This is a genomic window from Streptomyces sp. NPDC048002 (assembly GCF_040653275.1).
Classification (GTDB): Bacteria; Actinomycetota; Actinomycetes; order Streptomycetales; family Streptomycetaceae; genus Streptomyces.
Map to the genome: position 1 here is coordinate 224,621 of NZ_JBEZNL010000004.1, position 24,225 is coordinate 248,845.

General features: G+C 70.8%; 20 protein-coding genes. 13 read left to right on the forward strand and 7 right to left on the reverse strand.

Annotated elements, in window-relative coordinates; genetic code table 11:
• Positions 1-96 precede the first annotated feature (96 nt).
• The 3 genes from AB0E07_RS08420 (at position 97) to AB0E07_RS08430 (ending at position 1,523) form a co-directional block, all read left to right on the forward strand.
• Positions 97-483: a helix-turn-helix transcriptional regulator gene (locus AB0E07_RS08420; protein WP_362247564.1), complete on the forward strand. Its 387-nt coding sequence runs from the start codon at positions 97-99 to the stop codon at positions 481-483.
• 76 nt (positions 484-559) lie between these two features.
• Positions 560-997 carry an ankyrin repeat domain-containing protein gene (locus tag AB0E07_RS08425; RefSeq protein ID WP_362247565.1) on the forward strand — a complete coding sequence of 146 codons (438 nt, stop codon included), beginning with the start codon at positions 560-562 and terminating at the stop codon, positions 995-997.
• Between the two features lie 67 nt (positions 998-1,064).
• Positions 1,065-1,523: an SUKH-4 family immunity protein gene (locus tag AB0E07_RS08430; protein ID WP_362247566.1), complete on the forward strand. Its 459-nt coding sequence runs from the start codon at positions 1,065-1,067 to the stop codon at positions 1,521-1,523.
• 53 nt (positions 1,524-1,576) lie between these two features.
• Here AB0E07_RS08430 and AB0E07_RS08435 read toward each other — a convergent pair whose 3' ends face one another.
• Both AB0E07_RS08435 and AB0E07_RS08440 read right to left on the reverse strand, forming a co-directional pair.
• Entirely contained in the window at positions 1,577-2,842 is a 1,266-nt protein-coding gene (locus AB0E07_RS08435; protein ID WP_362247567.1) for a DUF6357 family protein, read from the reverse strand.
• A gap of 72 nt (positions 2,843-2,914) precedes the next feature.
• On the reverse strand, positions 2,915-3,568 hold the full coding sequence (locus AB0E07_RS08440) for a hypothetical protein (protein ID WP_362247568.1): 654 nt from the start codon (positions 3,566-3,568) through the stop codon (positions 2,915-2,917).
• Positions 3,569-3,729: 161 nt separating this feature from the next.
• On the opposite strand from AB0E07_RS08440, the gene AB0E07_RS08445 reads away from it, so the two are divergent.
• Positions 3,730-4,446 (forward strand): thioredoxin domain-containing protein, encoded by a 717-nt coding sequence (locus tag AB0E07_RS08445; RefSeq protein ID WP_362247569.1) that lies wholly within the window; start codon positions 3,730-3,732, stop codon positions 4,444-4,446.
• Between the two features lie 78 nt (positions 4,447-4,524).
• Here AB0E07_RS08445 and AB0E07_RS08450 read toward each other — a convergent pair whose 3' ends face one another.
• Positions 4,525-5,664 (reverse strand): helix-turn-helix domain-containing protein, encoded by a 1,140-nt coding sequence (locus AB0E07_RS08450; RefSeq protein ID WP_362247570.1) that lies wholly within the window; start codon positions 5,662-5,664, stop codon positions 4,525-4,527.
• An 86-nt stretch (positions 5,665-5,750) separates the two neighbouring features.
• On the opposite strand from AB0E07_RS08450, the gene AB0E07_RS08455 reads away from it, so the two are divergent.
• Positions 5,751-6,806: a ferredoxin reductase gene (locus AB0E07_RS08455; RefSeq protein ID WP_362247571.1), complete on the forward strand. Its 1,056-nt coding sequence runs from the start codon at positions 5,751-5,753 to the stop codon at positions 6,804-6,806.
• A gap of 7 nt (positions 6,807-6,813) precedes the next feature.
• On the forward strand, positions 6,814-7,932 hold the full coding sequence (locus AB0E07_RS08460) for an acyl-CoA desaturase (RefSeq protein ID WP_362247572.1): 1,119 nt from the start codon (positions 6,814-6,816) through the stop codon (positions 7,930-7,932).
• 131 nt (positions 7,933-8,063) lie between these two features.
• Here the strand turns inward: AB0E07_RS08460 and AB0E07_RS08465 are convergent, their stop codons facing one another.
• Positions 8,064-8,669, reverse strand: coding sequence for a dihydrofolate reductase family protein (locus tag AB0E07_RS08465; protein ID WP_362247573.1), 606 nt, complete (start codon positions 8,667-8,669; stop codon positions 8,064-8,066).
• Positions 8,670-8,951: 282 nt separating this feature from the next.
• On the opposite strand from AB0E07_RS08465, the gene AB0E07_RS08470 reads away from it, so the two are divergent.
• Together AB0E07_RS08470 and AB0E07_RS08475 are read left to right on the forward strand one after the other, a co-directional pair.
• On the forward strand, positions 8,952-9,296 hold the full coding sequence (locus AB0E07_RS08470) for a trypco2 family protein (RefSeq protein ID WP_362247574.1): 345 nt from the start codon (positions 8,952-8,954) through the stop codon (positions 9,294-9,296).
• Positions 9,283-16,209: a hypothetical protein gene (locus tag AB0E07_RS08475; RefSeq protein WP_362247575.1), complete on the forward strand. Its 6,927-nt coding sequence runs from the start codon at positions 9,283-9,285 to the stop codon at positions 16,207-16,209. The genes AB0E07_RS08470 and AB0E07_RS08475 overlap by 14 nt, the downstream gene beginning before the upstream one ends.
• Before the next feature lie 13 nt (positions 16,210-16,222).
• On the opposite strand, the gene AB0E07_RS08480 is transcribed toward AB0E07_RS08475, so the two are convergent.
• The gene (locus tag AB0E07_RS08480) at positions 16,223-17,404 is read right to left on the reverse strand and encodes a type IV secretory system conjugative DNA transfer family protein (RefSeq protein WP_362247750.1); all 1,182 of its coding nucleotides are present in this window, start codon (positions 17,402-17,404) and stop codon (positions 16,223-16,225) included.
• A 189-nt stretch (positions 17,405-17,593) separates the two neighbouring features.
• Here AB0E07_RS08480 and AB0E07_RS08485 point away from each other — a divergent pair, with 189 nt between their 5' ends.
• From AB0E07_RS08485 to AB0E07_RS08495, 3 genes are all read left to right on the forward strand, one after another.
• Entirely contained in the window at positions 17,594-18,157 is a 564-nt protein-coding gene (locus AB0E07_RS08485; RefSeq protein ID WP_362247576.1) for an AAA family ATPase, read from the forward strand.
• A 161-nt stretch (positions 18,158-18,318) separates the two neighbouring features.
• Entirely contained in the window at positions 18,319-18,870 is a 552-nt protein-coding gene (locus tag AB0E07_RS08490; RefSeq protein ID WP_362247577.1) for an isochorismatase family protein, read from the forward strand.
• Positions 18,867-19,826: a DJ-1/PfpI family protein gene (locus AB0E07_RS08495; RefSeq protein WP_362247578.1), complete on the forward strand. Its 960-nt coding sequence runs from the start codon at positions 18,867-18,869 to the stop codon at positions 19,824-19,826. The genes AB0E07_RS08490 and AB0E07_RS08495 overlap by 4 nt, the downstream gene beginning before the upstream one ends.
• Before the next feature lie 122 nt (positions 19,827-19,948).
• On the opposite strand, the gene AB0E07_RS08500 is transcribed toward AB0E07_RS08495, so the two are convergent.
• Positions 19,949-21,229: a PQQ-binding-like beta-propeller repeat protein gene (locus AB0E07_RS08500; RefSeq protein WP_362247579.1), complete on the reverse strand. Its 1,281-nt coding sequence runs from the start codon at positions 21,227-21,229 to the stop codon at positions 19,949-19,951.
• A 311-nt stretch (positions 21,230-21,540) separates the two neighbouring features.
• Here AB0E07_RS08500 and AB0E07_RS08505 point away from each other — a divergent pair, with 311 nt between their 5' ends.
• Positions 21,541-22,833, forward strand: a complete 1,293-nt coding sequence (locus AB0E07_RS08505; RefSeq protein ID WP_362247580.1) for a hypothetical protein — start codon at positions 21,541-21,543, stop codon at positions 22,831-22,833.
• A gap of 109 nt (positions 22,834-22,942) precedes the next feature.
• Here the strand turns inward: AB0E07_RS08505 and AB0E07_RS08510 are convergent, their stop codons facing one another.
• Positions 22,943-23,521 carry a TetR family transcriptional regulator gene (locus tag AB0E07_RS08510; RefSeq protein ID WP_362247581.1) on the reverse strand — a complete coding sequence of 193 codons (579 nt, stop codon included), beginning with the start codon at positions 23,519-23,521 and terminating at the stop codon, positions 22,943-22,945.
• Between the two features lie 70 nt (positions 23,522-23,591).
• Here AB0E07_RS08510 and AB0E07_RS08515 point away from each other — a divergent pair, with 70 nt between their 5' ends.
• A complete protein-coding gene (locus AB0E07_RS08515; RefSeq protein WP_362247582.1) occupies positions 23,592-24,185 on the forward strand; it encodes a dihydrofolate reductase family protein in 594 nt (197 codons plus the stop codon).
• Positions 24,186-24,225 lie beyond the last annotated feature (40 nt).

A 24,225-nucleotide genomic window follows, 5' to 3' on the forward strand; every position in this document is an offset into this window, starting at 1 on the left:
CCTGGCCGGCGTACGGGGATCCGCGAGGCGGAGGCGGACGCCGTCACGTTCGCCGCCGCGGACGCGGCGCTGCCGTTCCTCACCGAGGACGAGTCGATGTGGAACTTCTTCGCGCCCGAGCTGAGGCGCCGCCTCGCCGAACTGGAGACCTCGGCCACCACGGCCGACCGCGTGCGCGCGGCGCTCCACGAACGCCTGCCCGCCGGTGAGAGCTCGATCAACGCCATCGCCGGCCAGCTCATGCTCAGCCCCCGCACCCTCCAGCGGCAGCTACAGGCGGAGGAGACCAACTACCAGGCCGTACTGACCGACACCCGCGAGAAGCTCGCCCTGCGCTACTTGGCCGATCCCTCCCTCACCACCGCGCAGATCGCCTACCTGCTCGCCTACGACGACACCAACTCCTTCTACCGGGCCTTCCGCCGCTGGACCGGCCTGACCCCAGAAGCCGCCCGCACCCGCAACCGCCTCGCGCTCACCTGATCGACATCAGCGCGCAGGTCCGTGCGCATGGATTCCAGTGGCTCCGGCACACCCATGATCGCTAGCCTCGCCGGATATGAATCAGCGCCAACGGAAGAAGCTCTCCCGTCGTCTCTTCGAGGCGATCCTGACGGGCGATGTCAGCCACGCGAAGGCCCTGCTGCGCAGTGGAGCGGACCCGGAGCAGCCCGACAGCGACGGAACCACACCCCTGTACCTCGCGTCGGTGCAGGGTGAGGCCGAACTGGCCCGCCTCCTCTTGGAAAGCGGGGCTTCCCCAGACACCGAAAGCCAAGGGCCAGGCTCGGACGGCACACCCCTGTGCGCGGCCGCATGTTGGGGCCACGCCGAAACCGTCCGCCAACTGCTGACCCACGGAGCCGACCCGAACCTCCGCGAAGACCAGGGCACAGGCTGGTCCCCACTCGAATGGGCAGAAAACGGCCCCCACCCGGCCACCGCCGATATCCTCCGGTCTGCCGGAGCCCGTCCGTCAACTACTACGACTCTCTAGCGAATGCGACCGCAGGACGCACGAATGTCGAAGAGTATGGCCTTCCTCAACTACCTTGGTGGTCCCCTTGGACATCGACCTGGTTCGAATTGTCGTCGAAGACAGCGGATTCGATTTTGTCGTCCCGGTTGAATTCTTCGGGTATCGAGTCGTTGACGAGGTTGAGCATGTTCCGACCGACGCGGGGCGGACGTTGATTCGTTTCGGGACGATCGGGCGCCCGGGACCCTTGGGTGTGGGGGTTTCCGTATTCGTGGACGAGGAGACCGGTGAGGTCGTCTCGGGCATGGAGCCCGATGACGTAGCTCCGGTCAATACCTCTCCGGCGCTGTTCACGGACTGCGTCAGACGCTTGGCGGATATCTTCCCCTTCTACGCCGAAGGGTCCGACCCCGAGGACTGGGAAGCAGGCGCCCAGAAGGTAGAGGAAGCCATCCGCGAGATCGACTCCGCCGCATACCAAGAAGGCGCGTTCTGGTATGAGTTCCGATGGGATGTGACCATGGGAGATTTCCACGCCGCGTAGGCGGACGCCAACAGGACCGTGAGGGTGCGCCCGTGCGGAGTCTCCCGCTTCGACTATCGGTCGCCGTCCCGGCGCCGTCGTCGCGCGCGCTCGAATTCGGCAACGTCGTTGATCCACGGGCCGTGTTGATCGAGTGCGGCGCAACCGCCGCGCACGAACGCGCTCACCAGTTTCCGGTAACCGCCGATCCCGTCGACCAGGCTGTACTCGACCCGGTACTTCGGTTCCGACCCGCCCCGCCCCTTCTCCACGGTCGTGATCCGGGCCACGGAGTCCGCGTAGAAGTGGAGTTGGATCCCTTCGCCCAGCTCCTCGTCCTCAATGGTGAAGACGTCGTTGTCCGCGGTGCAGCGGTCGCTGACGAAGTCCCAGAACTCCGCGCCGGCGCCGCGAGCACCGTTCCGCCGCCACGTTCTCTCGACGCCCTTGTCGTCGGTGAACAGCAGGGCCGTCTTGTTCGCTCGCTCATCCGGCTCGGCGCGATCGTCGCCAGTCTCCTCGTCGTCCGCGGGCGTGTTCCGGGCGCGGTTCGCGGCCTGCGAGCACATCAGGAAGCTCACCGTTCGCACGGCGTCATCGACGAGTTCGGGGTGAACACGGCGTACGGCCGCATCGACCGTCGCCGTCATCCGGTCCCAGTCGCGCTTGTCCGTGGCGTTCTTCCCCCGTCGCGGATCGAGGCCGATCCGCATCCCGGCGCATGCCTGCTCCGCCGTGGCGATCACACGCAGGACCTCGGGCAGCAGCGCGGGGTCGACGGCGTCGGGATTCCGTCCGGGGATCGTCGCGCCATGCGTGTACTGGCCCGTGTACTTGAGGATCGCGGCGTCGAGCGGGCCGAGGACTGTTCCGCGCTCGGCGCGGCGGCGGTCCGCGTGGTACTCCTGAGCGCGCATCTCGTTGGCCGTCTCGGTCGCCGTGCGCATCGCCGCGCAGACCTGACCACGCCGAAGCAACGCGATGTCCGCGCCGTGGGCAACGAGCCGGCTCCTGTCCCATGAGATACGTCGGAAGAGTGCGTCGACCTCCGCGGGTGGGCTGAGAAGGATCGGGTCCAGGAGCGCGGCGGCGGCGTCCTCGTCGAGCGGGCCCCGGGTTCCGGCGGCCTCGCACAGGGGAAGGACCGCGCTCCACAGCAGCAGATGCCGAGGCAGATCCTCCTGGATCACCGCAAGATGTTCCTCCCCGATGGGGAAGGTGAAGGTGCGAGGCTCATGGTTGGCATCGGCCCCGGCGCCGAGCTTCAGTTTCAACCGGCCGTCCTCACGGACGACGCTCGGTATCCAGCCGCTCCGGCGCGTGAAGACAATGTCTCCCATGGGCTCAGACCTTCTTCGTAGTCCACGGAATGGGCGTGACTGCGCAGTCGAGCCCCTCCGACCGTTGTCCGCTCACGACCACCGCGCGCATTCCCCTTCAAGGCGGGTGTCCGCCCGTACCCACACTTCGCCCCCGGCGGCCCCGGCCGGAGCGTCGACCCGCTCCATTCCGAGAAACGCGATCAGCGCGAGCAGTTCGACTCGTTCGGCGGGGTCGTCGTCGGCATCGAGCGAGTCGAAGAAGACGTAGTACTGGCCGCTCGGGTCCACGATGCCCGAATCTCCCCAGATCCGGCCGACCTCCGAGAGCGCTGCTGCCTCCGTCGTGAACATGGCGGCGCGGAGGGCACCGCGCGTCTCCGGGGGCGCGTCGAGGTCGGCCGGGCCGGAGAACCACTGGCCGAAGTGGTCGAGGCCCGCGTATCCGTTCTCGAAGAACAGCATCGCGCTCGGGAGGTAGCGATTGGCCCTGCCGACCTGGAGGTATTCCGACCGGGACCGGACCCCGTCCTCGACCCGGGAGATCACGCCTTGCCCCGGCATGAGGATCAGACGCTGCCCCGCCGGTTCGTCACGGATGGTGTAGGCGTCGCTCTGCCGATCCCGGAAGAACGCGGAGAACGCCACGTAGGCCTCCTGAGCGTCGCCCACGGTCACCTGCTGTTCCTCGCCGTCACCGGCAGCGAAGACGAATCGTTTCGGTCCGGGGTGGTAAGGGCGAGCCATGTACGTCCTTCGTTCACGTGCAGCAACTCCAGCAGCGTAGTCGGCGACCGGATCCGGTGAGGAGTCCCTGCTGGTGGGGTTGTCGTAGGGATGATCTAGGGTCGCGAACATCTCGTATGGGGAGGGGATCGCGCGTGGTGCGTGGGGGCCGGTGGGCTGTGATGAGTGCGGTAGTGGTGCTGATGCTGGCGGCATGCGGGCAACAACACCAACAGCAGCCGGGGGAGGAACTGAAACTGCCGTTCGGGAGTGCGGAGGAACTGCCCGAGAAGCTTGCTGCCGACGGGACCACCATCGTGGTCGGTGACCCTGACGCGAAGGTGTCGGTCCGCGTGTACGAGGACCCCCGCTGCCCGTACTGCCAGGAGTTCGAGACGACCGGCGGCGGCCCGTCGCTCCGGGAGGCGATGCTCGACCGGCAGGCCAGAGCCGAGTACACCCTCGCCTCCTTCCTGGACGACCGTCATGGCAGCGGGTCGAAGAACGCGGTCAACGCACTGCGCGCCGCGCTGGAGGAGGGCAAGTTCGTGGAGTTCCACGAGGTGCTCTACGCCAAGGCACCGGAGGAGAGCGTCGACGGCTTCAGCACCGGTTACCTGCTGGAACTGGCGGACGATGTGGAGGGCCTGCGCGGCCCCCGGTTCGACAAGGCCGTGACGTCGATGAAGTACCGCGCGTTCGTGACCGCCTCCGAGAAGGCCTATGAGCGAGCCGGTGGAGCGGAGGACCCCGAAGGCCCCGGCACGCCGACCGTCGAAGTCAACGACAAGCGGATCCCGCAGGAGTACGCCGCTCTCTACTACGAACGCGCCACCTTCGCCCAACTGCTCCAGAAGATCCACACCAGGCCGTGGGAGTGGGAGCAGACCGAGCTGTAGACCACCACGGGCTTTGCCGCGCCGGCGGGGGACGGGCGCCCCTTGGGCCCGCTCTGGCCTTTCCCGTAGAAGTACGCCTCACCCGCCACGAACCGCCACCGCCAGTGTCAGTTCCAGAACCCGGTGCGGCGACGCCAGGTCCGGGAACAGTTCGCGTAGTTGCGACATCCGGTACCGGACGGTCTGGGGGTGGACGAACAGTTCCGCCGCCACCTCGTCCCGCCTGCCCTGGTGCAGCAGCCACGCCCGCAGGGTCTCCTCCAGTCGTCGCGCGGTCGCGACAGGCAGGGCCCGCAGCGGTGCGAGGGCGCGGGCGCGCAGGTCGGCGAGCGCGTCCGCGTCGGCGCTGAGTACCAGCTCGGGCAGGTGGTCCTCGGTGTCCCGGATGTCGGGGGAGAGGGAGCGGGCGTGCACGGCTCGGGCGTACGAGGCGGACGCCCGGGTCCACGGCCGGGCCGGGCCGACCACGGCGGTGCGGTCCGTCAGCTGCCGCAGGAGATGCGATCGGTCGGCGTCGGGGACGAGGAGGACACCCGTGCCGTCCGGCAGATCGTCGAGGACGAGGGTGTTCGGGTCGAGCGTGCGGTAGGCGGGCCGGGCCTGCGCGCCGGGGAGCAGGACCGCGGTCAGCGAGGACGGCGGCTGCCAGCCGGCCCGCTGGGCGGAGGTCAGCAGGACGTCCGCGGGCGCGCCGGCGAGGAGATCGCGCGCGAGGTGCTCCAGGTGCCGCTCGTGGTCCCTGCCCCGGGCGGCCAGCTCGTCCGCGTGGCCCGCGGCGCTCGCGGCGGAGAGCTCGTCGATGTAGGCGAAGGTCAGTTCGGCGAACTTGGCGACCTCGGCGGCGGGCAGACCCGCCGGTACGGCCCCTTCCGCCAGGCAGCGCCAGGCCACGCGGGCACCGACGCGGTAGGCACTGAGCAGGGCGTCCATGGAGCGGCCGTCGCGGACCTCGCCGCGGCCCAGTTCGTAGGCCGCGTCGCCGCCCTCGACGCCGGTGGCGTTCCCGCTCGCGAGGTCCAGGTAGTGGCCCAGGGCCGTGCGGACGGCTCGGCGGATGGTGGCGCCCATGTGGCCGGTGAGGGCGTTGGCGTAGGGCGGGACCTCGTCGATGATCGCTTGGACGACCTCGTCGGCGGTCGTCTTCAGCGCGGCCCGAAGCGCTGTGACCGTCGTCTCATCGAGGTCCAGTTCACTGGCCCTGCGGATCACATGGCTCACGTTTTATTCCCTGCGAACAAATTTGCCGACCAGCTTTACGTCCTTCGGTCAGGACTTTACGCCCTGAGGCGCAGCAAGCTGAACCCATGACGAGTACAGCCCTTCGCAGCAGGGCGTGGAAGCTCCTGGAGATGGTGACCACGCCGCTGCTGCCGTCTGACTACCTCGACCTGGTCAGCCCGCTGCGTGCGGGCGCGGACCTGCGGGGGCGCATCGAGGCCGTGCACCCCGAGACGGGGGACGCCGCGACCGTCGTGATCAGACCGGGACGGGGCTGGCGCGGCCACACGGCCGGTCAGTACGTGCGGATCGGGATCGACGTCGACGGAGTGCGCCTGTGGCGCGCGTACTCGCTCACCTCACCGGCCGACCGCCCGGACGGACGCGTCACGATCACGGTGAAGGCGATCCCGGACGGCAAGGTCAGCAATCACCTGGTCCGCGAGGCGCGGCCGGGCACGCTGATCCACCTCGACCAGGCGACCGGTGACTTCGTGCTGCCGCGCGTCAAGCCCGCGAAGGTGCTCTACCTGACGGCCGGCAGCGGCATCACGCCCGTGATGGGCATGCTGCGCGACACCGAGTTCGACGACGCCGTCATGATCCACTCCGCGCCCCGGCCGCAGGACGTGATCTTCCGCGAGGAGCTGCACGGCCTGGTCGCGGAGCAGAAGCTGCGGCTGACCGAGGTGCACACCGACACGGACGGCATGCTCGACATCGCCCGCCTCGAAGAACTCGTGCCCGACTGGGCCGAGCGCGAGACCTGGGCCTGCGGCCCCGCGGGCCTGCTCGACGCCGCCGAGAAGCACTGGTCCGAGCACGGCATCCCGGAGCGCCTGCACACCGAACGCTTCCGTCCCAACGTCGTGGTCGTCGGAGACGGCGGCGAGGTCACCTTCAGCGCCACCGGCAGGACCGTCGACGCGGACGGCGCCACGCCGCTGCTGGACGTCGGTGAAGAGGCCGGCGTGCTCATGCCCTCCGGCTGCCGTATGGGCATCTGCTTCGGCTGCGTCGCGCCGCTCAAGGCGGGCGCCGTCCGTGACCTGCGCACCGGCGAGATCACCGAGGCCGAACCGGGCGTCCTCATCCAGACCTGCGTGTCCGCCGCCGCGGGCCCCTGTGACATCGAACGGTAGGAGCACCTTGACCGCCATCGACCCCACCGCCCACCTGACCGCGGAGCAGATCGAGGAGCTCGGCCGCGAGCTGGACGCGATCCGCGACGAGGTGATCGCCAGTCGCGGTGAGAAGGACGCGGCCTACATCCGCAAGGTCATCTCGGCGCAGCGCAAGCTGGAGCTGGCCAGCAGGGGCGTGCTGCTGTTCTCGTTCTTCCCGCCCGCGTGGCTGATCGGCACCGCCGGCCTGTCCGTGGCGAAGATCATGGACAACATGGAGATCGGGCACAACATCCTGCACGGCCAGTGGGACTGGATGCGGGACCCGAAGATCCACTCCACCACCTGGGAGTGGGACCACGTCTCGCCGTCCGACCAGTGGAGGCACTCGCACAACGAGCTGCACCACAAGTACACCAACGTGATCGGCAAGGACAACGACCTCGGCTACGGCATCATGCGCGTCGACGAGGACCAGAAGTGGCACCCCTTCCACCTCGGCCAGCCGCTGTGGAACTTCATCAACGCCTGCTTCTTCGAGTACGGCATCGCGGCGTACGACCTGGAGCTCGGCAAGAACCTTCACAAGCGCCGCCGCAACAACCCGGAGTTCCGTGCCCGGGCCAGGGCCGTCGGCCGCAAGATCCGTAAGCAGGTCCTCAAGGACTACGTGATCCACCCGCTGCTGTCGGGCCCGTCGTTCCTCACCACGCTGGCCGCCACGTTCACCGCGAACCTGGTCCGCAACCTCTGGTCCCACTCGGTGATCATGTGCGGGCACTTCCCCGAGGGCGTCCAGGTCTTCGAGCGCCGTTCGATCAAGGGCGAGACGCGCGGCCAGTGGTACCTGCGCCAGATGATGGGCTCGGCGAACATCAGCGGCAGCAAGGCCATGCACTTCATGACCGGCAACCTCTCGCACCAGATCGAGCACCACCTCTTCCCGGACCTGCCGAGCAACCGGTACGCCGAGGTCTCGGTGAAGGTGCGCGCGCTGTTCGAGAAGTACGAGCTGGAGTACGTCACCGGACCGCTGCCCAAGCAGGTGTTCTCCGCGTGGCACAAGGTCGTCCGGCTCTCCCTGCCGAACAAGAAGCCCAAGGTCAAGGCGCCGGAGCGGGAGCAGGAAGTCCTCGCGGCCTGATCCCCGGTAGCGGTCCCGTACCGGCTCCCGGTCCCGTACCGGCTCCCGGTCCCGTACCGGCTCCCGGTCGGTCCCGTACCGGCTCCCGGTCCCGTCGGCAACGCCGGGACCGGGAGCCGGACGGCGTCACGTCACTCGGGGACGTGGAGCGGCGGGTGCTCCAGCACCCGGGGCCTGTACTCGACCAGTTGGATACGCCCGTCGAAGGTGCGGTGCTCGATCATGTCGAGGGCGACGTCCGGATAGCCGTCGTAGATGCGCTCCTCGCCCGTGGCCCCGGTGATCACCGGGAACATCACGACCCGGAAGCGGTCGACGAGCCCGGCCCGCAGCAGCGACCGGCTCAGACTGAGGCTGCCGATCGTGCTGAGGAGCCCCGAGCCGCTCGCCTTCATGGCGCGGACCGTCTCGACGGCGTCCTCACGGACGAGCGTGGTGTTGGCCCAGGTCAGCGGCTCCTCCAGCGAGGACGAGAACACCACCTTGGACGCTCGCGTGAGCCCGTCCACGGACGCCTCCTCCTCCGGCCGGAACTCGTCTTGGCCCTCGGGCACCTGACCTGCGGCGAAGCCCGACATCAGGCGGTAGGTGTTGGCTCCCATCAGGTGTGTGACCTCGGGCTGCTCACCGAGCCAGGCGAGGTACTCCGGGCCCTCCAGGCCCCAGAACCCGGGCCACCCTTCTCCCGACGCGTAGCCGTCGAGGGAGGTGATGAAGTCGACGAGAAGCTCCGACATGGCCGTGTCCTTTCGTGGGGTGTCACGAGTGTGGACCGGCGTGGAGCCGCGAACTCATCGGCCGCGCCGTGACGCACCGGGAAGCCAGTGACGCCGCGCGGAACATCCGCGGCCGGGCGGACGGCCGCTGTTTGCCGTGATCTGCCAACTCAGGCCCTACTGAGGGTGGTTCAATGCGTTCTGTGAGTACGCGAGCGCTGAATGTGGTTTCGTCGGCGGCGGGGAAAACTGTTCCCGCGCGGCGGCCGGCGTCAGCGCGAGGCGACGACGAGGAGCCGTCCGATGAAAGTGGGCCTTGCCGACCTGCTCCAGGACCTGCGGAGCGAACTGACCGAGGCCATGCGCGACGGGACCGGCTCCGACATGCGGTTCGAGATCGGCACGGTGGAACTGGAGCTCTCCGTGCAGGTGCAGAAGGAGGCCAGGCCCGGCGCCAAGGTCAGGTTCTGGGTCGTCGAGGCCGGCGCCGAGGCCGCGGTGACCGCGACGTCGGCCCACACCATCAGGCTGTCCCTGGAACCCCGATTGGCGTCGGCGCCGAACCGCCGACCGCTGATCGCGGGCGCCGAGGTCGAGGGCGAGCGCGTGCCGGCGGTCACTCGCGCCGAGGCCGATGGCGGACGGTGACCCGCGCCGGGACCGCGTCGCCGAACTGATCGTCAGCCACTCCGGGGGAGCCCGGCGCGGTTCCGGCTACCGCGTCGCTCCGGGCGTCGTGCTGACGGCCGCCCATGTGCTGGAGGACGCCGTCGATGTGCTGGTCTCCTTCGAGGCCAACCTTCCCACCGAGCACGCGGTGGCCGCGATCGGCTGGCGCGGGGTCGGCACCACCGACATCGCACTGATCGTCATTCCGCCGGTCGCCGACGACGGCGAGTTGCCGCAGTTCGGGCGGGTGGGAGCCTCGGCGGAACACCTCAACGTCCAGATGATCGGATTCCCGCTCTGGAAATTGCGCACCGACGCGGACGGCAGCAGGTACCGCGACAGCCACCAGGCGTTCGGCACCCTCGCGCCGCTGTCGAACGCGCGTGAGCGGACCCTGGAGATCACCGTGGGTCCGCCGCCCGACGATCCGTCGCCGGACGTGTCGCCGTGGGAGGCCATGTCGGGCGCCGCCGTGTGGGCACAGGGCCGGATCGTCGGGGTCGTCAAGGCGCACCACCCCGGTGACGGACTGTCCCGCCTCGCCGCCACGCCGCTCGACGTCGCCCTGACATCGCTGCAACCCGCCCTGCTGGCCAGCCTGCGCGCCCTGCTCCCGACCCTGCCCGCGCCCGCGGACCTCCCCGACGTCCTCGCCCGCCCCGACACCGGCGCCGGCGATGTCCCCGCCGGGCGGGGAACGCGGGAGGTGCTCCGCGCATACCTGGAGACGCTCGTCGAGAGCTTCCACTGGCTGCAGCTGCAGGGCATCGAGGACGACGGCTCGCTGCGCATCGAGCTGGAGAAGATCTACGTAGCCCTGGAGATGGCGCCGGAGACCGACTACGACCTCGGGCACATCGCGGACCTGCACTCGACGGAGGTGCGCGAGGCGGCCGGGGGGACGGCCGTCGACGCCCTCGCGCCCGAACTCCTGACGAAGCTCGACGCCGAGATCGTCCGCCGCGGCTTCCGGCCCTCGGGAGAAGGGGCCGGCCCGGAGCACACCGCCCAGGTCGCCACCATCGCCGACGCCTTCCGGGCGCACCGCAGGATGGTCATCCTCGGCAAGCCCGGCAGCGGCAAGAGCACGCTGGGCCGCTGGCTCGCCCTGCAACTGGCGCGCGGCATGCTCGACCGGATGGCCCAGGAGGTCCCGCCGGTGTCCGGCCCGGCACTCCCGCCGGACGCCGTCCGGGTCCACGTCGCCGCCGCGACGCGCTTCCTGTTCTCCAGGAGACACTTCCTCCGACCCGGCCACGGCGACCCCACCGGCACCGTCGTCATCGACACGCTCCCGGAGCGGGGCACGCTCACGCTGGCCGGCACCCCGGCCGCCGCCGGCCAGGCCGTCCCCCTCGACCAGATCGAGCGGCTGGCGTACACACCCGCGGGCGACGAGTGCGGCACCCGCTACGCCGAAGTGCGGTTCTCCACCGGAGGCGACACCGAGGCATGGGAGCGGGGCGTCGTCGTCATCGACGTCGGGCACCCGGTGCGGGTACCGGTGGCCTGGGTGGATCCCGGTACGACCGGCCCGGACGCGACCGGGCGACTCATCGACCTGGGGCCCGCGCGCGTCCCCGTCTTCCTGCGCCTGGCGCACTTCGCACACGAACTCGCCCGCCGCGAGCGCGCACACGAGCCGCCCCTCTCGCTGGCGGAGTACCTCGGGCGCGACCCCGACCTCCGCGGCGCGGACGCGGACGGCCGCAACGCCATGCTGCGCACCTTCCTCGACGAAGGCCGGGCCGTGATCGTCCTCGACGGTCTCGACGAACTGCCCGAAGGCAACCGCCGGACGGTCTCCCTGGCGGTCCAGAAGTTCATCGAGGAGGCCGCTGCCGCCAACGCCGCCGAGGAGAGCGACTGGCCCTGGCGCACCGGCGGCAATCAGGTCATCGTGACCAGCAGGTATGTCGGATACCGGTCGATGAGCATCCGGTCCGGTTGCGTTCACTTCGGAATCCGGCCGATGGAGCGCCCCGCGGTGGAGCACTTCGTACGGATGTGGACCGCGGTCGCCGGCAAGCGGTCGAAACCGGGCGCACCGCAGCGGCCGGTCGCCGAGGACCTCGTACGCGAGATCTACGACGACGCCCGGCCGGGCATCCGCACCCTGGCCACGAACCCGCTGCACGTGACCATCCTGGCAACCGTCTACTGGGCCGACGGACGCCTGCCCGAACAGCTCGCGGGCGTGTACGACCGGGTGGTGGAACGGCTGCTGCGCATCTGGCTCAGCCGGCCGGAGTGCCAGGCCCACACCCTGACCAGGGACGAACTGCTGGCGGCCCTGGAGCCGCTGGCGGCCGAGATGCAGGACAGCGCGGTGGGCAACGGCCTGGTCGGTCTCGACCGGATCGGCGAGCTGATCGCGACCCCGCTGGCGCGCATGCGGCACACGTCCCCCTCCGACCGCGCGTTCCAGGGGGTGCTCCGCGACCTGCTGACGGTCATCAAGAAGCACGTCGGTCTGCTCGCCGAGGAGTCCGACGACAACTACGCCTTCTCGCACCGCACACTCCAGGAGTTCCTCGCCGCCCGGCACATCCTGGCCGCGGGGGCGGCCGCCGCCGAGACGATCATCGAGAGGCTCGACGACCCGCACTGGCGGGAGCCGTTGAAGATGGCCCTGGGCCTGGTGACGGTCAGCGCGGAGTGGGGCGGCCCGCAGGCCAGGACGCAGTTGCTGCGTGACGTCCTGGCCGGCGACGACCGCGATCCGATGATCGCCCGCGCGGCGATGCTGATGGTCGACGCCTTCCCCGGGCTCGGCGACGCACCGGAGGACACGGTCGCCCGGATCGTCGGCCAGTTGCTGAAGTCGTACGCGTTCGGTCAGGACCAGGCGCAGGCGGAGGGCCTGCGCGAGGAGATCTGCGCGATCTTCGCCCGGCTGCGCCGCGGACCGCGGGCGGAACAGGTCGTCGAGGCCCTCGCCGACGCCATTCGGGGGTCCGCCGGGGGCCCCGACCTGGCGGGAGCCGCAGCCCAGGTGTTGCAGCGCACCGCCTGGTTCACCACCGTCACCGCGGACGCGCTGCTGGAGCAGGTCCACCGCGCCCCGGACCACCGTGACGCCGCCCGGCAGCCGGTCCGGTGGGCGCTCGTCTCCGCCCTCGGCAGGTCCGCCGAGGAAGCGCGAGGTGCGGAGCCGGCCGACCTCGACATGCCGCGACTGCTGGCCCGGCACCTGCCGATGCGCCGGCTCCTGGAGTCCAAGCCCGAGCTGACGGCCTTCGTGCGCGGCGACACCGACTGGCTGTGGCTGATGGTCGCGCTGTACGGCGGCATCGGCCAGGCGGACCAGGGCAGGGCCCGGCGCGCCCGGCAGACGGAGCGACTGCGGGCGTTCCGGCACACCGGCGTCCCCGCCGGCCTGCCGGTGCTCCCCCCGGAGGAGGCGCCGCCGCTCGGCTTCGCACCCGGCGACATCGTCTACGACCTCACGGACGCGGGACTGAGCCGCACCCTCCGCCGGCACCTGATCGCCCGCCTGCCCGCCCAGCAGCTGGCAGGGCCGTTCCGGGAGCTGTGGGAAGGGGCCGGCGACCCCGCGGGAGGCGCGGACGCCGTCGTGGGCCTGGCCGCCCTCGGCGAGGACGTCGTTCCCCTGATCCGAGACGCCCTGGCGGACCCGGCCCGACGCCCTACCGCGCTCGGCGCGCTCAGCCGGTTCCGGTGGCTGCAGGATCTGCTGCGCGAGCCACTGGTCGGATCGGCGGCGGTCGCCGCCCGCACCATTCCCGGGCACGCGCCCGAGGACCACCAACTCGATCTGCTGCGCATCGCCATCGACGGCCGGATCGCCGGAGGCGGTGACCCGCTGCCGGTCAGCGACCGGATCGCGGCCTACCGGTACGTCGACGCGACGACGGAGAGGGTCCGCGACGCGGTGGAGGCCGAGTACTGGAGCCACACCTTCTCGGGCCTGGCGCCCGAGACGCTGACAGGCACCGGAACCGGCACCGGCAGCCGCACGGTCCTGGGCGTGTCCTTCCCCGGGCCCGGAGGCCTGCCACGCGGCTGGTCGGGCCTGCCGGTGCCGCGCAACGAGTCCGTTCGACACCGGCTCACCTGGCCACGGGCGGTCCTGACCCAGCCGGCGGAGACGCCCGTCCAGCGCTACCTCGCCGCTCTCGACCGCCTGCTGACCGCACCGGACGAACTCGGTCAGCTGGCGGGCCACGTGCTGGGCCGCTACACCCGGCTGCTCGACGACCACCGGGAACTGCTCTGGGAGACACTCGCGGTCTGCTGCCTCCGCGACCGGACGTTCCGCAGCGGGTTCCTCTCGGGATTCGTCCAGGCGCGCACCGCCCACCAGTCGTCCGGCGTGACCGCCGCCGACGCGATGCTGAAGTGGGGAGAGGGATGGGCCGCCGCCGAAGGCGCCGACGCGGGCGAGATCCGCGAGATCCTGGCAGGCGTCCTCTACCCGCGCGACCCGGACTCGGGCGACCCGGACTCGGGCGACCCCGCAGGGTTCGACGTGCGCCCCGAGGCAGCCGTCACCGGTGCCATGGTGCACACCGCCCGCATCCACGACCCCTACCTGCGGTTCCGGGCTCTGTGGCGGCTGGCGGGCGCCCTCGCCGACCTGGACGGCACGGTTGCCGACCTGGCGGTGGCCCACTCCTTCGCCCGCATCGCCGACCCGCGGGACCTGGCGCGCGCCGTCGAGGTGATCGCCCTGACCGAACCGAACCTGCGCCCCGGCGACCTGCCGCTGTACGAATACCGCAGGCTCCGCCACGAGTTGGGCGAGGTCGTCCAACCGGCGGACCGGGCTCGGGCCATGGCCCGGCTGGCGCTGCTCGCCCCCGACCACTCGGACGAACTGCTCGCGGTCTGCACCGCGTCCCTCCGCCAGATCGACGACGACCGGCAACTGGTCCAGGCGCTCCGTGAAGTACGTGCCGTCTTCGGTGGGTTCTACGGACCGGCCGAGACGGGGGACACCCTCGTCGAGGCGGTCCCCGACGCGTGGCTGCGTGACCTGGCTACGGAACGTGCCTCGCGGCTCGTCGCCCGCTACCGCGCCCACTACGGTCAGGGGGCCCTCGCCTGGCGGCTGCCGCCAGGGATCACCGCCCTCGGCGCGAGGGAACACCGGCTCTCACAGCCGACCGGACGCCTTCCGTGGGGCCTGCTCTACCTCAACGCCACGGCGGCCGAGGCCATCACGATGGAAGCCGTGCCCACGGACGGCGACGCCAACTGGGACCTGCTGCGGGAGCGGGACCCGCAGGCGGCGGTGGCGGGCCTGCTGGAGGCGGCGATCGAGGAAGGCCTCCGGATCACCCCGAGGGAGGCGCTCCTCCTCACCCGCCTCGTCGAATCGGACCGCGGAGACGTCCTCGGCCCGCTCTGGGCACACCTGCGATGCCCCGACCGGGCGGCGCGGGCCATCGTCTCCCGCTGGACCGACTCCGACCCGGCCGCCGCACGGTGGGCGGCGCTCGTACAGGCGGAGGCCGGGCACCTGACACCCGGGAACGTCTCCAAGGTGATCGAGCTGATCGGCACATCGACCGATCGCCTCCGGCTGCGGGCCGCCCTGGCCCTGCACGGCACCACACCGCACGGCAAGAACCGTGACCGCCGCTGGTCCGTGCGGCGGGTGGGGGCGGCCTCCCTCGACACGCTCGCCGGACACCTGCGGCGCACCGACCTGCCTCCCGTCGTGCTGTCCTCCCTGGAGTGGGTGCGCTGCGACATCCACCACGACGACGGGACCGCGATCGACACCTGGCTGGAGCAACTGGCCTCCGGGGGCGGCGGATCCGCCGAGTGGATCGTCGAGTCGATCGAGTCGATCGACGCCGGACTGCTGCCCCGCCTCCTCGCGGCCCTCCCACGGATGCCCGCGGCCGGGCAGCGCGCACTGCTGACCGCGCTGTGCAAGCTCGCGTACAACCAGCCCGAAGTGATGAAGCCGCTGACGGACTCGGTCCACGCGGCCGTGACGTCCGTACCCGAGACGGTCAGAGGCGCGCTGCGCGTCGTGCACGAGGGCCCGGCGGCCTACCTCAAAGCAGCCCGCAAAGCGGTGACCGACCACAGGGCCGACGAGCGTCTGCAAGCAGCCGAGAGACTCGTCGTCGAGGCCGGAGTCTGGTTGGGCGGCGACGCCCTGGACAGCGCGGGCTCCTGCATGGAACGGCTCAAAGTGATCGGCGAAGGGCAGTACATCACGATCGGGCTGTCGAAGAACTCCGGCTACTGGGCCGCGGCCGACACCGCGGCGGCTCCCCTGCGCGGCGACGACGACGTACTGCGCCTGCTCCTGGCGTGGGTGGAGTCCGTCAACCCGGCGGACGACACGGACGACGAGCTGGGCCACCTTCTGACGGCCCTCAACGCGCTCGCCCAGGCAGCCCCGCACGCCTTCACCGCACTGGCCGATCCGGACGTCTGGGAGGTGATCCTCACCGAGTGCTCGGAGACGGCACCCCACTGGAACAAGCGCCTGGCAGCGGTCCGGCTCCTCGGCCTGCTGCGCCGCGTCTCCGGTCGCATCTCCGCGGCGCTGTGCACCGCGATGGGTGACGTCTCCTTCGTACAGAAGGCCGCCTACACCTCGGTCGCCCGGTTCCGCCAGGTCACCGGAGACATCATCCCGGAGCTGATCGGCCGGCTGAACGGCCCGGACGCGGCCGTGGCCGCGTCCACGGCACGGCTGCTCGTCGCCCTCGCGCAGGCGGAGGGCGCGACGGCCGACCGCCGCCGGATCCTCCTGGGTCTGCGGCAGGCCGCCGCCGGGCCCGCCGGACTGCGTGGCGTCTACCTCATGCTGGACTACGACGAGGCACCGGAGATGTCGGTCGAATTCGTCGACAGCCTCGGCCGGCTCCTGTACCGCGCGATCCTGGAGATCAGAAGCCTCTGACCGGCCGCGCCCGCTATGCAGCCGACCCCGGACCGCGCCTTCGACAGGCGTCGCCGCCCACCCGGACCACCTGCTCCGTCGCTCCGAGAGAGCCCACCTCGCCCGCCGGCAGCCCCACCAGCGCCTCGGCCTCCGCCGCCGCGGCGCCGTCCTTCGTCCCGAACACCTGCACCGCCCCCGCTCCCGCGACGATCTCCGGCCAGGTCGCCGGAAAGGTCGTACGGAGCTGGTGCACGTCGTGCCAGAAGGTCCAGACCCGGGGTCCCGCGCCCGGCCGCGTCCCGAGCAGCGCTTCGAGGAGCGGAAAGGGGCCCAGCGCGGAGCACCGGTCGAGGACGAACAGGGGCGCGGGCCCGGTCTGTTCGTCGCCCTCGGCGCGGGCGCGCAGCGCGCTGAGCAGCAGCGTGCCGACCCAGACGCGCAGCAGAGCGCCGTGGTCGGCCAGCCGCTCGGCGGGCACGACCAGGTAGACGGTGGCGGGCGCCCCGGCCCGCAGCCTTTCCATCGGGACGGTCGACGGACCGAGCGCGGCCAGGATCTGCGGCACACCCAACCACTTCAGCCGTGCTGTGACGCCCAGCAGGATGCGCGCGCGGACCGCGTCCTCGAACTGAAGGAAGCCCGCGATCTCGGTGTAGGCCATCCGCGGGATCTTCTTGCCGATCGTGTCCAGGACGACGGCGAGGTTGTAGACGACGTCGTCCGTGTGGAACGTGGCGTACACATCGCCCAGCGTGCGTCGTTCGGGCACCGCGGTCAGATAGGCGATCACCGCGCCGAGCAGCGAGAAGGCGTTCTCGTCATAGGGGTCGGTGAACACGTCGTGGGGGATGACGAGCGCTGCCAGGTCCTGGCACGCGGTCTCCAGCGCCGGATGCTCCAGCCCGTCCAACAGGTCGAAGGGCTCCAGCGCGTCGGTCCCTTCGCCGGCCACGCCGAACGGGTCGAGCCGGACCACCTCGTGGCCCATGGCCCTGCGCCGATCCGCGGTCGCCGCGTAGGCGGCACCACCCACGTCGACGACCACCACCTGACCGGGATACGACGCCAGATCCGACGCGTAACAGGCCGCGCCGCCAGCCCGGTTGGGAACGAACGTCACCAGGTGGGCGTCCCCAGCACACCCGACCAAGTCGTCCATCGCCGCGGCGTTGCCCCCGTCACTCATCCGTGCCTCCCCCGCACCCCAGCCGATACGACGACTCTACCGACGGCCCCCTCCCCCTAGCGGCGGCTTACGTCAAGCAGCCGAGCACCTGAACGCTCGGCGCCACGGCCGGCTTCAAGGAAGGCTGCACCCTATGACCGACAACTCGCCCGTGCCCGAACCGCGTCGAACGCCTGGCGCCCCCCAGCGCCTCCGTCTGCGTCGAGAGGACCGAACATGACGCAGCGCATGCCGGATGCCGTCGGGACGCCGGACACCCGGTTGATCGTGGTCCGTGGGAACAGTGCCTCGGGCAAGTCGTCGGTCGCGGCCGGACTGCGTGAGCGGTTCGGCCGCAATCTCGCGATCGTCGGCCAGGACAACCTGCGCCGGAACGTGCTGCGCGAGCGCGACCGGCCCGGGGCTGCGAACATCGGCCTCATCGACCTGACCGCCCGATACGCGCTGGACAGCGGCTTCCACGTCGTCGTGGAGGGAATTCTGTACGCCGACCGCTACGGCACGATGCTCCGGAACCTGGTGCGCTCCCACCGCGGCGTCTCACGCTGCTACTACCTCGACGTCCCCTACGCGGAGACGGTGCTGCGGCACGCCACGAAGGGAGACGCCGAGTACCTCGCGCAGGTCACCCCCGACGACCTGCGCGACTGGTACCGCGAGAAGGATCTGCTGGCCGACCCCGTGGAGACCGTGGTCGACGCGGCCAGCACCCTGGAGGCCACCGTCCAACGGATCCTGCGCGAGAGCGGCTTGGACCGGGTGCTTCCCATCGACCGCTGAGCCGTTCTCCGCCATCAACGTGACCGCGTCATGAGTCGGAGGCGACTGACGGTTGTGGCCCTGGTGCGCGCACCGGGGCGAGTCCGCCTGACCGGATCGTTCCGGTGCCGGCCCGGATCGGGTCTTCGGTTCGGGCGTCGCCGCAGGTCATGATGGGTGGCATGAGCAGAGCGCTGATCGTCATCGATGTCCAGGAGTCCTTCCGGGCTCGCCCGCTGTGGGAGCAGATCGCCGACCCGAAGATCGCCGAACCGGTGAACCGGCTCGTCGCCCTCGCCCGGGCCGGCGGCGACCTCGTCGTCTGGGTCCTGCACGCGGAGCCCGGCAGCGGCGATGTGTTCGACCCGGCCCAGGGGCACGTGCGCCCGCTGGCGGAACTGACCCCTCCGGAGCCGGGCGAACCGGTCCTGTACAAGACGTCCCACAACGCGTTCACCACCACCAACCTGCAACAGCGGCTGACCGAGGCGGGCGTGCGGGAACTCGTGGTGTGCGGCATCCGCACCGAACAGTGCGTGGAGACGACGACCCGGGTCGGCAGCGACCTGGGATACCGGATGGTCTTCGTCACCGACGCCACGACCACCAACCCGATCGGTGATCTCCCGGCCGAGGCGATCATCGAGCGGACCGAGGCGGTCCTGCGCGACAGGTTCGCCCGGATCACCACGGTGGCCGAACTGGAGTCGGAACTGGCACCCTCACACCCGTGAGCCTCGTCGTCTTCGTCCTGCTGCCCGGAGTCCACCTCCTCGACCTGGCCGGTCCGGCCCAGGCGTTCAGTACCGCCGCGGACTTCGGGCAGGAGTACCGCATCGCCTACGTCGCCGATCGGGAGCGGGTGATCAGCGCCCAGGGGCTGCCTCTGACCGCCGGGACGACATGGCCGACGCTGAACGCCGACGACCTGATCGTGGTGCCGGGTTGGCGGGCGCGGACCCTCGGGGCAGGGCCGACGCTGAGCGACGCCGGGTCGGCGTGGCTGCGCGATCACCATGCCGCCGGCGGCACCGTCGCCAGTGTGTGCGCGGGCGCGGAGGCCCTGGGGCGGGCCGGGCTGCTGAACGGCCGCCGGTGCACCACGCACCACGACCATCAGGACGAACTCGCCGCCCGCCACCCCCACGCCGTCGTCGTACGGGACGTACTGTTCACCACCGACGACCGCGTGGTGACCTCGGCGGGCATCGCCAGCGGCATCGACCTGGCACTGCACCTGCTGGCCGTCCGCCACGGTCCCGCTCTGGCCGCCCAGGTGGCCCGCGACATGGTCGTCTACGCCCGTCGCAACGGCCACGAGCCGCAGGACAGCGTCATGCTGCGGCACCGCTCCCACCTCGACGACGCCGTCCACCGCGTCCAGGACCTCATCGACGCCCGCTACACCGAAACCCTGCCGCTGGCGTACCTCGCCGCGGGCGCGGGCGTCAGCCAACGCACCCTCACCCGGCTCTTCCACCGCGCCACCGGCGGCCTGACCCCACTGCGCTACCAGCAGACACTCCGCGTCGAACACGCCGAGCACCTGATCGCCCAGGGCGCCACGGTGGAATCGGCGGCCCGGCGGGTCGGCTTCGAGGACGCCCGGATGCTGCGCCGCCTGCGCACCCGGCCACCCCGGGCGACCACCAGCGATTCAGCTCCGCACCATGCGCGGACGCCTGGCTGAACCGCCTCGGCAGCGGGGGACAGGGTTCAGACCTGTCGACTACCAGCGTTCCCAGGCGGCGAAGGGCGTGCCGCCGCCGAGGCCCGCGGTGACGAGCCGACCGTCGACGTCGTACATGCCGCTCACGGGGCCGGGAACCGGGTCGCGGAAGTGGCGTTCGTCGGTCTCGTCGCCGTTGCCGGCGTCGAGTTCGATGAGGGTGGTGATGGCGGTGGACTGGGTGGACCACTCCACAGGACCCTGACCGTCCCGCCGTCCGCCGTCATCGCGGCCGCGGGATCGTCCATTCCCTCCGACCAGACCTCCTCGCCGGTGGCGAGGTCGAAGGCGAAGACCGTGTGGTGTTCGCCCTTGTACCAGTACCCGGCGAGTGCGTAGAGGCGGTCGCCGGCGACGGCCGTCTGCATCGGACCGTTGGCGTCGATGATGCCGTCGTCGCCCCGGTCGAAGTCGATCGTGGGGCGCGGGCGCCCGTTGTCGTCGAACGCTGCGAACAGGCCCGTCGCGCCCTCGTTCTCGTCGGACGTCCCGATGGAGAGGACCAGCGGGTCGGCCGCCTCGATGGAGACGGACGTTCCCGGTTCGAGGGGCCGCCGCTCGTTGATCGGAACGTTCCACTTCAGCGCACCGGTGGTGGGATCGAAGGCGGCCACTGTCATCTCGGCCAGTTCACGTTTGTCGCGTCCGCCCGCCTCGCAGTAGAGGAGGGCGACAACGCGCTTGTCGCTGACGGAGACTTCCTGCGGTCCGCACCGGTCGGGCAGTTCGCTGGTCCAGCGGGGTGCGCCGGTGCGCAGGTCCAGGCCGCGCAGGACCGTGTCACCAGGCTTGCCGGTCTTCCGCACCGGATAGCCCTGCGCGTCGTGCTCCGTCGTGCGCCGGTCCTGGGCCACCACGGCGAGAGCACCGTGCGCGTCCACAGTCGGGTTGTTCATGGCGAGCACATTGCCGAACCGGTCCTTGCCGGGTTCGTGTTCTTCCTTCCAGAGTTCCCGGCCGTCCTCGGCGTCGAGGGCCAGTACTGTCGTGCAGGTGCCTACGGGCTGCCCGGTGCTGGCGTTGCTGCCGCTGCCGCCCAGCAGGACGATTACGGCTCCCGTTCCCGCGTGCTCCGCGGTGTCGCAGACCTCGCTCCGGCCCGGTGGTACGTACTCCCACTGCTTCTCGCCCTCGCGCCCGTCGGTGAGCCCGAATCCGGTCACCGCGTCGTAGCGGCTGCGGACGGCCACATCCCCGACGACCCAGTTGTCGTCGCCCGCCCCGGCCTCCACCTTCCGGTCCTCCGGGGCCTCCCAGGACCGCAGCATCGCGTCCCCCGGCAGATAGCCCTCGTTCGACAGGAACCAGGCCACGAGCGACCCGATCCCGCCCAGCACGACGGTGAGGGCGACCAGCGCCCCCACACACCCTCTTCTTCCCGACATTGCGAGCCCCCCAAGAGCTTCATACGTCGTCGATCCCCTGCGCGACGGCACCCCCCTGGCGTCCGCCGCCGATCGCCGGCCCCCCGGCCGCGCAAGCGAAGATCATCGTAAGCCGGGCGGACCCGAGGCACGCGTCAGGGCCCTGCCGTTCGGTAGGGCTGCGGAGCGGTCCTTGCGCCGGCTGACGGCTACGCCAACTGCCGTTGTCAGACGCGGGCCATAGGCTGCCGGACGGCAGGTTCCTGGCAACGGAGGTGGGGGTAGTGGTGCGCAGGCCGGTCGCAGGTGAGGTGCATGTTCACTACGGTCAGATCTACATCGAGAGCGATCCGGACAGCTTCGGCCCGGACCTCGCAGAGGCGTTCGCGGGACAGAGCGCCGGGCTGTGCGGAGCGGCGATTCCCGGCACGCTGTGGCTGAGCACCGGTCTTCACACGGGTCATGTCGGCTTCACCGTCGAAGTGCACGACCAGGCACCGCCGTTGGATCCGGCGTGGGAAGAGGCCGTGGAGGTGACCTTCCACCCCGTATCGGCCCGGACCGTTCTCGCGCAGTGGGCAGGCGAAGCGACCTGGGAACTCGGCCTGCGAGAGACCCACTATCGGGTCCGCTACTGCGCCAGAGGCATGGACGAGGCACACCGACAGGACACCCGGCTGGACAAGGATCCTCAACTGGACTGCTACCTGCTGCAGTTCTGGCCCGCTCCGCCCGCCCGGGACACCGTCCTGAAACAGACGTCGAAGACGGCCGCGTACTGGCACGACTACGCCCGTCAGCAACCAGACCCTCCCACCCCGGCCGAACGCGCCGAAGCCGAACGCCAGGCCCGCCTCGCCGAGGAAACTGCCGAGAGGGAACGCCTACTCGCCGTCGAACGATGGGAGTGGGGCGGACAGTTGCCGAGTCGGGCCCTGCGCGATGTCCGAGGCAACGTGCGCGGCCTGCTCCCCTTCGACCCCGCTCTCGTCCACGCCATCGCCGCGGCCCCCGAGGCCCATCGAGCAATCGCCGCGCTGGCCGCGCGCCGTGCCTGCGAGGCGGCCGGTCTCGCGGACATCGACTGGGTCTCCGCTGGACTCGTCGCCCTGGCCGAGGGCCGGCCCCTGCCGTCACCCTTCGATGAGTGGACCGACATGTGGCGCGCCCTGGATTCCGACCCGAGGGTCCCCCCAAGGACCGTCGGCCGACCCATCCCGCCCGAGCGGCCCCCTTTCCCGTCGCCCGCCCGCCACGACACGCAGGTGGTCACGCCCAGGCCTGCGCCGACCGCACGGGTCGTGGGCCCCGCGGCGGCCGAGGCGAAACTGGCGAGCTCCGGAGAAGCGCTGTCGCCTCCCCCCGAGGACGGGACGCTGCACGCGCTGAAGGTCACGCTGGGCGGGCCGGACCCGTCCCTGCGCATGTCCCAGCCCCACATGGCCCTGCGCGCTGTCCCGGACGCGGCCGCGGCCGACCCCCTCCAAGCGGCGCTGGATGCCGTGTACGCGGCCGTGGTCACCTATGGCGAGGACTACCCCACGCTCCTGCAGGAAGTCCGGTCCGAGTGCCGGCGCCATGAACCACGTCGCGCCCGGGACTGAGGGGTCGGTTGAGAGGGGGACAGGCTGGGGCCGCGTTGCGTAAGGCCGGCCCCTGCCCCGACCGGGCTGCGGGGCACCGACCACGCCGACCCCCGCCGTCGCGCGGCTTCTACTCCGCCGCCACGATGCGTTCGACCGCTGCCGTCACCAGTTGTTCGCGCTCTGCCTCCGTGAAGACGTCCGGCAGGGTGAGTTGTTCGACGATCAGCCAGTTCAGCGTGAGCATGAGCAGTTTGACCGCAGTGGCGTCGCCGGGCAGACCGGACGCTTCGTGATAGGCGACGTTGGCGTCCACGTCGGCCCGGACTCGCGCGGTGAGGACCTTGCGTAGTCCGGGGCGGCGGGTGGCTTCGAGGCGAAGTTCCAGCAGCGCGAGGTATCCGGTGCGGAAAGAGGCGACGCGACCGACCAGTTCGCGCATCAGCGTCACATAGGTCTCCCGGTCGCGGCCGGCCGTGCGCTGGCGGGCGATCGTGGCCTCGTCGGGCTGAAGGCGCTCGTATACGCGTGCGCCGGCCTGCGTGAAGAGGTCGTCGCGATTGGCGAAGTAGTTGGACGCCGTGCCGGCGGGCACGGCGGCCTCGGCGTCCACGGCCCGGAAGGTCAGGCCGCGCGCGCCCTCCCTGGCCAGTACTTCGATCGCGGCGTCGACGAGAGCCGCCCGCCGCTGTTCGTTCCGCCTCGCCATTGACACCACTCCAGATGTAGTACTAAGTTCTAGCCACTACAAGCAGAGTACTATGAGTGGGGGAAAGCTCATGCGAAAGCTCGTGTACTACATCGGCATCTCGCTCGACGGCCGCATCGCCGGCCCCGGCGGCGAGTTCGACTTCTATCCGCAGGGCGACCCGCAGCAGGCCGCCGCCTACTCCGCCTGGGTCAACGCGCTGTACCCGGAGACCATCCCAACCGCGTTCCGCGCGGCTGCCGGTGTCGCCGACGCGCCCAACCGGCGTTTCGACACCGTCGTCATGGGTCGGGGTACTTACCGCCCCGCCCTCGACAACGGGATCACCAGCCCCTACGCGCACCTGCGCCAGTACGTCGTGTCCAGCACCCTCAAGCCGGACACCGACCCGGCCGTCACCGTCGTGCCGGGCGACCCGCTCGCCCTCGTCCGTGAACTCAAGAACGAGGCGGGCACCGGCCTGGACATCTGGCTCTGCGGGGGCGGCAGGCTGGCCGGCACCCTCCTGCCCGAGATCGACGAACTACTGATCAAGACGTATCCGGTCATCGCCGGGACCGGAGTCGCGATGGTCGACGGTTCCTTCGACCCCACCGCCTTCGACGTCGCCGAGCGCACGGCCTTCCCCAACGGGGTGACCTTCACCCGCCTCACCCGCCGCTAGGAGACCTCGATTCAGCGGGCGACCACAGGCGGGGGCCTAC